Raw genomic sequence first — 9,704 nt, forward strand, 5'->3', positions numbered from 1 at the left:
CCGTGCCGTGCCTGCTCGGGGGCGACCCCCGGACCCCCGGCCGGGTGTGACCGACCGCACCGGGCCGGCCGCCGTTAGTCCCCGTTAACCTGCTCCCATGACCGTATCTCTGGAAGTCGCCGAGGGCGTCGGTACGCTGCGCCTGGACCGCCCGCCCATGAACGCGCTCGACGTCGCCACGCAGGACCGGATCAAGGAGCTCGCCGAGGAGGCCACCCGCCGCGAGGACGTGCGCGCCGTGGTGATCTACGGAGGCGAGAAGGTGTTCGCGGCCGGCGCGGACATCAAGGAGATGCAGGTGATGGACCACGCGGCGATGGTCGTGCGGGCCCGCGCCCTGCAGGACTCCTTCACCGCCGTGGCCCGCATCCCCAAGCCGGTGGTCGCCGCGGTCACGGGGTACGCGCTCGGCGGCGGCTGCGAACTCGCGCTCTGCGCGGACTACCGCATCGCCGGGGAGAACGCCAAGCTCGGCCAGCCGGAGATCCTGCTCGGCCTCATCCCCGGCGCGGGCGGCACCCAGCGGTTGTCCCGGCTGATCGGCCCCTCCAAGGCCAAGGACCTCATCTTCACGGGCCGTCAGGTCAAGGCCGACGAGGCCCTCGCGCTGGGCCTGGTGGACCGCGTGGTGGCACCCGACCAGGTCTACGCCGAGGCGCACGCGTGGGCCGCCAGGCTCGCCCAGGGGCCGGCGATCGCGCTGCGCGCCGCCAAGGAGTCGATCGACACCGGCCTGGAGACCGACCTCGAGACCGGCCTCGCCGTGGAACGCAACTGGTTCGCCGGCCTGTTCGCCACGGAGGACCGCGAGCGCGGCATGCGCAGCTTCGTGGAAGAGGGTCCGGGCAAGGCGAAATTCCTGTGATTCCCTCTTTCGGGGACTTGCAATTGACGTGATGTCTGATCCGGGTCCCTCGGCAGAGTGGTTTATGGCAGCCTTAACGCAGCCTTAAGCGTGTCTTGTCGAGGGAGCCGGTCGATTGCCGCCAGCCGAACCGTCCGCGCAGGTCAGCCGGGCTGTTCCGGGGCCCGAGGTGCCATTGGCATATGCCGCGCGGAAGATGCGTACCGGGGGCGCCCAGGGGGCGTATTCCCCCGTAACGACCCCGGGAGAGGCCGTGGACGGCCATGATGGGGGCATGGCGGGGCTGGAGGGTATCGAACAGCCGCGGGGACAGTCACGTGCGACCGCGGCGCGCTGGTCGCCCGCGGTCGAGGACGAACGCGCGCAACAGGCGCTGGAGTTGTTCGGCAATCCGACGGAGGCGGAGGTTCCGCTGCCGTCCCGTCCCGAGTCCGCCGCCACCGCCCGCCGCCTCGCCCAGGTCGTCGTCCTGCGCCAGTGGGGACTGACGCCCAAGATGGCCGAGGACACCGTCCTGCTCGTCTCGGAACTGGTGGGCAACGCCGTACGGCACACCGGCGCCAGGGTCTTCGGCCTGCGGATGCGCCGCCGCCGCGGCTGGATCCGCGTCGAGGTCCGCGACCCCTCCCGCGGACTGCCGTGTCTGATGCCGGTGCAGGAGATGGACATCAGCGGGCGCGGCCTGTTCCTCGTCGACAAGCTGTCCGACCGCTGGGGAGTCGACCTGCTGCCGCGCGGCAAGACGACGTGGTTCGAGATGCGCGTGGCCGACCGATGACGGGCACCTCGTTCACCTGACCGGCACTCACTTCGGCACCCGTCCACGCGATTCGCCCGTTTTTCTTACCTTGTGTCTCTTCAATGGTGCGGGTGACCACGACCGACCGCCGCGGTGTGCTGCGGGCCGGTGCCGGACTCGTCGCCGGGGGCGCGCTCGCCGCCGGGTGCTCGTCCACCGGCGCCGCCCCGTACTCCGCCCCGTCCTCCGCATCGCCCTCCGGGCCTTCGGACACCGCGTCCCCCCGGGCCGCGCCCGCCCCGCGCGCCTTCCCCCGGCAGCCCGCGCAGATCACCCACGGCCCGCGCGACCGGCCCCGTGTCGCCCTCACCTTCCACGGCCAGGGCGACCCCGCGCTCGCCCGCGCCCTGCTCACCGAGGCCGAGAAACACGGCGCCCGGCTCACCGTGCTCGCCGTCGGCACCTGGCTCGACCAGTATCCGCAGATGGCCCGCCGGATCCTCGACGGCGGCCACGACCTCGGCAACCACACCCAGCGCCACCTGGCCGTCAACGCGATGACGGAGGACGGCGCCCGCGCCGAGATCACCGGCTGCGCGGACCGCCTGAAGCGGCTCACCGGCTCGATCGGCACCTGGTTCCGCCCCTCGCGCGCCCCGACCGCCTCCCCGCTGGTCCAGCGGCTGGCCCGCGCGGCCGGGTACCCGCACGTGCTGTCGTACGACGTCGACTCCCTCGACCACACCCGGCCCGGCGCCCCCGCCGTCACCCGCAAGATCCTGGCCGAGGCCCGGAGCGGCTCCGTGGTGAGCCTGCACTTCGGCTATCCGGACACGGTCACCGCCCTTCCCGACGTACTCGAAGAACTCGACCGCCGCGGCCTGCACGCGGTCACGACCACGGAGCTGCTGAGCTGATGCACCCCACTCGAATCGCCCGGGCCCTGATCGCCGGCGCCGCCTGCCTCGTCCTCACCGCACTGCCCGCCTGCAGCGGCGGCGGCGCGGAGCACCAGGCCGACGAAGCCCTCGGCAGCAAGGCGCCCGCACAGCCCGAGCCCAAGCAGCAGGCCTTCGACGGACTGCCCGGCATGCCGCCCGTCCTCGACCCGGCCGACGTCTACGCCGCCGACCGCCCGAACCGGCTCTCCCCGGTGGTCAAGGACTTCCCCTCCCGTGTCTACGTCCCCAACACCAACTCCAACACCGTCACGGTCATCGACCCGAAGACGTACAAGGTCATCGAGACCATCCCGGTCGGCCGCCAGCCCCAGCACGTCGTGCCGTCCTGGGACCTGAGGACGCTGTGGGTCAACAACGACCTCGGCAACTCCCTGACCCCCATCGACCCGAAGACCGGCAGGGCGGGCAAGCCGGTCGACGTGCACGACCCGTACAACCTCTACTTCACGCCCGACGGCAAGTACGCCGTCGTCATGGCCTCCAAGGACCGCCAGCTCGTCTTCCGCGACGCGCACACCATGAAGGTGGCGAAGACCGTCCCGGTCAGCTGCGCCGGCGTCAACCACGCCGACTTCTCCATGGACGGCCGCTACTTCATCGTCTCCTGCGAGTTCAGCGGCGAACTGCTCAAGGTCGACACGGCGGGGATGAAGGTCGTCGGCCAACAGAAGCTGGACCGTCGCGGCGCGATGCCGCAGGACGTGAAGGTCTCACCCGACGGCAAGAGGTTCTACGTCGCCGACATGGTGGCCAACGGCCTGTGGATCCTGGACGGCGACACCTTCGGCAAACCGGCCTTCCTCCCCACCGGCAAGGGCGCCCACGGCCTCTACGTCAGCCGCGACTCCCGCGAGATGTACGTCTCCAACCGCGGCGAGGGCACCGTCTCCGTCTTCGACTTCACCCGGAACGGGCTGACCAAGAAGTGGCGCCTGCCCCACGGCGGCAGCCCCGACATGGGCGGCGTCTCCGCCGACGGCAAGGTGCTGTGGCTCTCGGGCCGCTACCACTCCGAGGTGTACGCCATCGACACCCGCACCGGCGCCCAGCTCGCCCGCGTCAAGGTCGGCAGCGGCCCCCACGGCCTCGCGGTCTACCCCCAGCCGGGCCGCTACTCGCTGGGCCACACGGGAATCTTCCGCTGACCGCGGGATCCCTCGGGCCGAGTCCCCGGGTTGAGTCTCCACCCACTGGAAGCCGCAGACTCGCCGGCATGAGGGAAGACGGCACCGGACTGCTCACGATCGGCGAACTGGCCCGGGCCACCGGACTGACCGTGCGGACCATCCGCTACTGGTCCGACGAGGGCGCCCTGCCCCCGGTGGCCCGCTCCCCGGGCGGCTACCGCCTCTACGACGCCGCGTCCGTGGCCCGCCTGGAACTGATCCGCACCCTGCGCGAACTGGGCCTCGGCCTGGACGACGTGCGCACGGTGCTGGCGGGGGAGCGGACGGTCGCGGAGGTCGCGGCCGCCCACGTGGCCGCGCTGGACGCGCAGATCAGCTCGTTGAAGGTGACCCGGGCGGTGCTGTCGACCGTGGCACGACGTGGCTCGAGTGTGGAGGAGACGACCCTGATGAACAAACTGGCGCGGCTGTCGGCGGCCGAACGCAGGCGGATCATGGAGGAGTTCGTGGAGGAGATGTTCCACGGGCTCGACACCGCCGATCCGGAGATCCGTGAACGCATGCGGCGCAGTGCGATGGACCTGCCGGACGACCCGACGCCCGAGCAGGTCGACGCCTGGGTGGAGCTGGCCGAGCTGCTGCGGGACCCGGACTTCCGGGCGCAGATGCGCAGGGCGGCCGAGTTCAACGCCGCCGACCGGGGGCACGAGTCGCCCGCCGGGGCGTCCATGTGGTTCGCCCGGCGGCTCGTCCAGCTGGTCGGGCAGGCCCTCGAACGCGGCGTCGCCCCGGAGGCACCGGAAGCCGACGGGGTACTGCGGAACCTGCTCGGCGACGCCGACCGCGGTGCCGTCCTCGAACGCGTACAGGCGTCCCACAACGTCAGGCTCGCCCGCTACCGCGAACTGCTGGCGACCTTGAAGGGAACGCCCGCACCGGCGCACGAGAAGGAGTTCGCCTGGTTGATCGCCGCCCTGCGCGCCCGCGTGCCGGCGCCCTGATCGCAGGGCGCCGGACGGTGCGGTGCTACTTGAGGTACACGATGCCGTCCGTGGTGACGGCGGGGCGGCCCGAGGTGCCGACGACCACGACCTTGACGGTGTGCTTGGCGCTGGTGGACCAGGTCTTGGTCCAGATGGCGTCCCGGTACTTGGCCGTCGCCGACTTCAGGTCGACCGTGGCGGCCTTGGTGCCGTCGACGTAGATGTGGGCCTGGCCGGAGGTGGCGGCCCGGGAGACCAGCCAGGCCACGGAGCGGCCGGTGAAGGTCCAGGTCAGCGAGGCGTCCTTCGCCGAGCTGGTGAGGGACTTGCCGCCCAGGTAGCTGGTCGAGGACTTGCCCGTCCAGGTGCCGGTCCTGGTCGCGGACGTCTCCTGGACGATGACGGGGGTACCGGACACGGTGGCCGTGCCGGTGTTGCCCGCCTGGTCGTGGGCGGTCAGGGACCAGGAGGTCGCCGCACCGGACTTGGCGGTGAGGCCCGCGCTGGTGGTGGCCGGCCCGTAGGTGGCGGTGGTCGGGGCGGTGAGCCTGACCTCCTTCAGGGCGGCGTCGTCGGACGCCTTCCAGCTCAGGGTGACGGGGACGGCGGTGGTGTTCACCGTTCCCGTGCGCAGGGCCAGGGCCGGCTTGACCGGGAAGGTGGGGGCGGTCGTCTCGGCGACCACCGTGGCCGCCGCGGAGGTGGCGGTCTTCCCGGACTGGTGGGTGGCGCGGACCTGGACCTGGTGGCTGCCCGGCGCCAGGGTGGCCCTGGCCGAGGTGGCGGTTCCCGCGGCGGTGGCCACGGGCTCGCCGTCGACCAGGAGTTCGTACTTGCCGATCAGCGCCGACGGTGTGGTGGCCGTCCAGCTCACGGTGACCGCGGCCGTGGTGTAGTACGTCGTGCCGGACAGGCCTGCGCCGGTGACGGACTTGATCGCCAGGCCCTTGACCGGGCCGGCGGCCCAGTCGCGGAGGGTGGGCAGCTTGGCGTAGTACGCGTTGCCGGGGCACTGGGTGTTGTAGTTTTCGCGGTGGCCGTGGAGGGCGGGCAGGCTCAGCTTGGCGCCCTTGGCCCAGGTCTTGCGGGTGTAGTTGCTGCCGCTCTCACCCGCGGTGAGGGTGGCCGTGCCGGCCGGGCTCACGCCGTACTGTCCCAGCTTCCAGGCGGCGATCCGGGCCACCGAGGTCAGGGCGGCGTTGCTGGGGGCGACGTCGGTGTAGGTGCCCAGGATGGATATGCCGGTGGTCTCGGCGTTGAAGCCGTAGGCGTGGGCGCCCATGACGGGCTGGTCCACCCCGCCCTTGCGGCCCTCGTAGACCGTGCCGCACTTGTCGACGAGGAAGTTGTAGCCGAGGTCTTTCCACTTCAGCTGCCTGACGTGGTAGGCGTAGATGCCGCGGACGACGGCCGGCCCGTCGGCGCAGGTGTAGTTGTTGCTCTCGGCGGTGTGGTGGACCACCACCGCCTTGATCTTCCCGCCGGGCAGGTAGCCGGGCTCCTCGGGGCTGATCGACTCGTCCGCACCCCACCCGGCACGCGAGACGATCGCCGGGCGCGGCGCGGTGGACGGCGGAGCCGCTGGCCCGGTCGCACTGGCGCTGGGGCTGGGCGTCGCCGACGGGGGCGGGGAGGCGGGCGGGGAGGCCGTCGGCGTCTGGCTCGACGGGGCGGGCTCGACCGGGGGTTCGGGCTCGGTGGGAGCCGTGGTCTCCTCCTCGCCGGCCGGCGCGTCCGGATCGGGGACCTCGCCCGGTTCCGTGTCCGCGGGGTCGGGCGACTCGGCGGGATCGTCGGGCGCGTCGACGTGGTGGCCCGCCGGCTCCATCCCGCCCGGCACTCCGGTGCCGCTGTCGCCCCCGCCCGGATCGATCATGTCCAGGCGCAACCCGGCGGGCAGCCGGTCGGAGGTACGTCCGTCCGCCGTGACCCGCACCTCCACGCCGTCGGACGGCCCCACCCAGGCCGGTTCGGTACCACCGCGTCGGGCGCCCGCCTCGCCCTGGCCGCCGGTGCCGTCCAGCCGCAGCCAGTCGGACCACTGACCGGATCCCGCCGCGCGGGTCCGCGCCTCGATCGTGCCCGTGACCCGCGCCGCGGGGTCGCTCCAGGTGATCCCGAGCATGCTGAACGGCTCGGTCCGGTCCTGCTTCAGGGTGGCCCTGGTGCCCTGATCGGTCGTCGGCAGCGCGGCGGTGCGGGCCTGGCTCTTCACGGGGCCCGGTCTGCCGTCGCGGTCGGCGTTCCGGCCCGGCTGGTCGGAGCCTCCGGTCAGCAGGAGTCCTCCGACGAGCCCTGCCGAGACCACGGCGGTCGTACCCCAGATATAACGAGATCTACCCATGACGGATCTGCGATGTCCTTCGTGAGGAGCGAGAAAACAGGCGGCACCCGCACCGGCAGGGCGGACGACTCACACACCAGACCCTCAAGATCCGCCAAAGGTTGCGCCGTCATGCCGCGAAGCGGCAAGTGGCATGGACCACATGTCCGGCTCGTCGGGCCGGGAGCCCGGGACCGGGGGAAGGGCGGCCCGGGCGCGGGCACGGGCGGGCCCGAAGGCGGAGCAACTCGCCTGCGGCAGCGGCTTGTTCACGGACGAGAAAGAACCGGTCCGTTCCCCCTCCGTCCTCCCGCCGTCCGAGGTCGAAGGAATCCGTGACCGGCGGAGAAGGAGAAGCCCCCGGGCGTGGCGCGATGTCGGCCCCGTCCGGACGTCACCCGTGCCAGACCTCCGCCACGGACGCGGCGAGTGCGACGCCCTGGGCGCGGCCCGCGCGGGCGGCGGCGGGGCGGCGCGTGTCGTCCGTCATGTCGCGGCCCATCGCACGGCGTGCGGCACGGTCCGGGGAGAGCAGCACGACCCGCGACCCGTCGCCGGACAGCTCGGCCGCCTGGCGCGCGGCGCTCGGGTGCGGGCCGACCGCCCGGGGGATCGGCGCCACCGCCACGACCCGGCGACAGCCGCGCGCGAGCTGGAGGTTGGCCGTCGAGCGGCAGCCGCCGTCCAGCCAGCGCCGGCCCGCGACCGTGACCGGCGGCCACACCACGGGCACGGCGCAACTCGCCGCGACCGCTTCGAGGAGCGTGACACCGGAGCGCGCGTCGAACGCCTCGACCTCTCCGGTGAGGGCGTCGACCGCGGTGATCCGTACCTCACGCGCGGGCCAGTCGCGCACGTCGCCCAGGAGGGGGCCGATCGTGTCGAAGACCTGCGACTCGGGGCCGGTCCGGGCACTCAGGGCCGTACGGCCGAGGCGGGCCACGGACCGCTCCGGGTCGCGGGAGCCGAGCGCCGCCCACATGAAGCGCGCCGTCTGTCCGAGGGTCACCGGAAGGCGGATCGCGTCCGCACCGGACAGCTGACGCTCGTACAGCTCGGCCGGCGAGACCCCCGATGCGAGCCGGGAACCGAAGACGGCGCCCGCGGAGGTGCCGATCACGACGTCGGCGGCACCCGGATCGATTCCGGCCTCGGCCAGCCCGGCGAGCACCCCGACCAGCCAGGCCCCGCCGATCGGTCCACCGCCGCCGAGCACGAGTGCGGTGTCGGCCATGCCTCCCCCTTCCGTGGATGTGCGTCGAGAGGAAACGGGGAGTAGTCCCCGCTTCTGCGGGCGACGATAGCATCGGTACCGGGGAGCAGTCCCCGGTACCGAGGTCGGAGAGAGGGAGACATGGTGGGCGAACCGTCACCGGTGCGGCGCCGTGACGCGCGGCGCAACCGCGGGCTGCTGGTGGAGGCGGCCCGCGAGGTCTTCGCCGAACAGGGCCTGGACGCGCCCCTCGACGAGATCGCCCGGCGGGCGGGCGTGGGCAACGCCACGCTCTACCGCCACTTCCCGAGCCGTGCCGCGCTCGTCGACGAGGTCTTCCGGGACGCGCTGACGGGAACGACGGCGGCGGGCGAGCGCGCCCGGGGCGCCGAGGACGCGTGGGCGGGCCTGACGGAGTATCTGCGGGCGGTGTTCGCAGGTCTGGCGGCGGACCGGGGCACCAACGACCTGATGACGACGGGACTCAAGGGCGTCACCTCGCTGGAGGCGATCCACGTCCACCACCGCGAGACGGTCGGCGGGCTGCTCCGGCGCGGTCAGGAGCAGGGCGTGATCCGCCCGGACGTCACCACCGAGGACCTGCTGTTCGCCCTCGCCGCGCTGGGCCGGGCCGTTCCCGCGCTGACCACGGCCGCGGCGGACGCCTGGCGGCGCCCGCTGGCCCTGCTCCTCGACGGCCTGCGCGCCCGTCCGGTCGCGTCGGGTCTGCCCGGGGCCGCGCTCACCGAGGCTCAACTCGGCCAGGTGCTGCTCGATCTGGGCTCGCAGCGGCGGGGGTGAGCCCTCCGTCCGGCTCAGGCGCCCTTGGCCCACTCCCGCAGGGCCGCCTTGCTGCTGAAGTTCGCCACGTTCGTGTCGTGCGGGTCGTCGGTGTACTGGTGGAAGAGCCACTTCGCCTTGATGCGGGGGTGGCCGGCGGCGACGTAGTCCGCGATCCACAGGCCGTCGCCCGCGTAGGAGGTGGTGTCGACGTTGAGCCAGAAGTTGCGGTTGGTGTAGAGGATCACCCTGTTGTGCGGGCGGAGGGCCTTGACCTTGCGGATGAACTGGTCCTTCTCCGCGTTGCTCGCGTGGGTGCCCTCGCCCGTGGTCTCCCAGTCGACGGCGAGGATGTCGCCCGCCTTCTCGGGGGCGTGGGAGACGAAGTACTCCGCCTGGGCCGTGATGTTGCCCGGCCACAGGAAGTGGTAGAAGCCGACGACCAGGCCCGCGTCGCGGCCGTGCTTGGTCTGGGCGCTGAGCTTAGAGTTCACGTACGAACGGCCCTCCGTCGCCTTGATGAAGACGAAGGAGGAGCCGCTCGTGCCGTACGTGGAGGACTGGTAGGCGCTCACGTCGATGCCGTGCAGCATGCACACTCCCTGAAAGTGCCGTGGGGGGAGGAGTCGTTGGTCGTGTTCTGCCCCGTCTCCCCTACGGACGATCCCCTCAGGGCGTTCGAACATCAGCTCCGGTCGACCACCGAACCCAG

The 9,704-nt window shown here is 72.4% G+C and carries 9 protein-coding genes; 6 read left to right on the plus strand and 3 right to left on the minus strand.

Annotated elements, in window-relative coordinates; genetic code table 11:
- Window positions 1-97: 97 nt before the first annotated feature.
- The 5 genes from RH94_RS12595 (at window position 98) to RH94_RS12615 (ending at window position 4,694) form a co-directional block, all read left to right on the plus strand.
- Entirely contained in the window at window positions 98-865 is a 768-nt protein-coding gene (locus tag RH94_RS12595) for an enoyl-CoA hydratase/isomerase family protein (RefSeq protein ID WP_073947697.1), read from the plus strand.
- A 274-nt stretch (window positions 866-1,139) separates the two neighbouring features.
- On the plus strand, window positions 1,140-1,643 hold the full coding sequence (locus tag RH94_RS12600; protein WP_073947698.1) for an ATP-binding protein: 504 nt from the start codon (window positions 1,140-1,142) through the stop codon (window positions 1,641-1,643).
- An 83-nt stretch (window positions 1,644-1,726) separates the two neighbouring features.
- Window positions 1,727-2,521 carry a polysaccharide deacetylase family protein gene (locus RH94_RS12605; protein ID WP_073947699.1) on the plus strand — a complete coding sequence of 265 codons (795 nt, stop codon included), beginning with the start codon at window positions 1,727-1,729 and terminating at the stop codon, window positions 2,519-2,521.
- Entirely contained in the window at window positions 2,521-3,711 is a 1,191-nt protein-coding gene (locus tag RH94_RS12610; protein ID WP_073947700.1) for a YVTN family beta-propeller repeat protein, read from the plus strand. The genes RH94_RS12605 and RH94_RS12610 overlap by 1 nt, the downstream gene beginning before the upstream one ends.
- 68 nt (window positions 3,712-3,779) lie before the next feature.
- Window positions 3,780-4,694: a MerR family transcriptional regulator gene (locus RH94_RS12615; protein WP_073947701.1), complete on the plus strand. Its 915-nt coding sequence runs from the start codon at window positions 3,780-3,782 to the stop codon at window positions 4,692-4,694.
- Between the two features lie 25 nt (window positions 4,695-4,719).
- Here RH94_RS12615 and RH94_RS12620 read toward each other — a convergent pair whose 3' ends face one another.
- A complete protein-coding gene (locus RH94_RS12620; protein WP_073947702.1) occupies window positions 4,720-7,020 on the minus strand; it encodes a peptidoglycan recognition protein family protein in 2,301 nt (766 codons plus the stop codon).
- A gap of 373 nt (window positions 7,021-7,393) precedes the next feature.
- Entirely contained in the window at window positions 7,394-8,233 is an 840-nt protein-coding gene (locus RH94_RS12625; protein WP_073947703.1) for a patatin-like phospholipase family protein, read from the minus strand.
- Between the two features lie 120 nt (window positions 8,234-8,353).
- On the opposite strand from RH94_RS12625, the gene RH94_RS12630 reads away from it, so the two are divergent.
- Window positions 8,354-9,013: a TetR/AcrR family transcriptional regulator gene (locus RH94_RS12630; protein WP_073947704.1), complete on the plus strand. Its 660-nt coding sequence runs from the start codon at window positions 8,354-8,356 to the stop codon at window positions 9,011-9,013.
- 14 nt (window positions 9,014-9,027) lie between these two features.
- On the opposite strand, the gene RH94_RS12635 is transcribed toward RH94_RS12630, so the two are convergent.
- A complete protein-coding gene (locus RH94_RS12635) occupies window positions 9,028-9,585 on the minus strand; it encodes a GH25 family lysozyme (RefSeq protein ID WP_073947705.1) in 558 nt (185 codons plus the stop codon).
- Window positions 9,586-9,704: the final 119 nt, after the last annotated feature.

The sequence above is a fragment of the Streptomyces kebangsaanensis genome (assembly GCF_001906585.1).
GTDB lineage: Bacteria > Actinomycetota > Actinomycetes > Streptomycetales > Streptomycetaceae > Streptomyces > Streptomyces kebangsaanensis.

Excerpts from the sequence above, each read along its gene's own strand:
- RH94_RS12595 (WP_073947697.1), top strand. The coding sequence starts at position 98 with ATGACCGTATCTCTGGAAGTCGCCGAGGGCGTCGGTACGCTGCGCCTG.
- RH94_RS12600 (WP_073947698.1), top strand. The coding sequence starts at position 1,140 with ATGGCGGGGCTGGAGGGTATCGAACAGCCGCGGGGACAGTCACGTGCG.
- RH94_RS12605 (WP_073947699.1), top strand. The coding sequence starts at position 1,727 with ATGGTGCGGGTGACCACGACCGACCGCCGCGGTGTGCTGCGGGCCGGT.
- RH94_RS12610 (WP_073947700.1), top strand. The coding sequence starts at position 2,521 with ATGCACCCCACTCGAATCGCCCGGGCCCTGATCGCCGGCGCCGCCTGC.
- RH94_RS12615 (WP_073947701.1), top strand. The coding sequence starts at position 3,780 with ATGAGGGAAGACGGCACCGGACTGCTCACGATCGGCGAACTGGCCCGG.
- RH94_RS12620 (WP_073947702.1), bottom strand. The coding sequence starts at position 7,020 with ATGGGTAGATCTCGTTATATCTGGGGTACGACCGCCGTGGTCTCGGCA.
- RH94_RS12625 (WP_073947703.1), bottom strand. The coding sequence starts at position 8,233 with ATGGCCGACACCGCACTCGTGCTCGGCGGCGGTGGACCGATCGGCGGG.
- RH94_RS12630 (WP_073947704.1), top strand. The coding sequence starts at position 8,354 with ATGGTGGGCGAACCGTCACCGGTGCGGCGCCGTGACGCGCGGCGCAAC.
- RH94_RS12635 (WP_073947705.1), bottom strand. The coding sequence starts at position 9,585 with ATGCTGCACGGCATCGACGTGAGCGCCTACCAGTCCTCCACGTACGGC.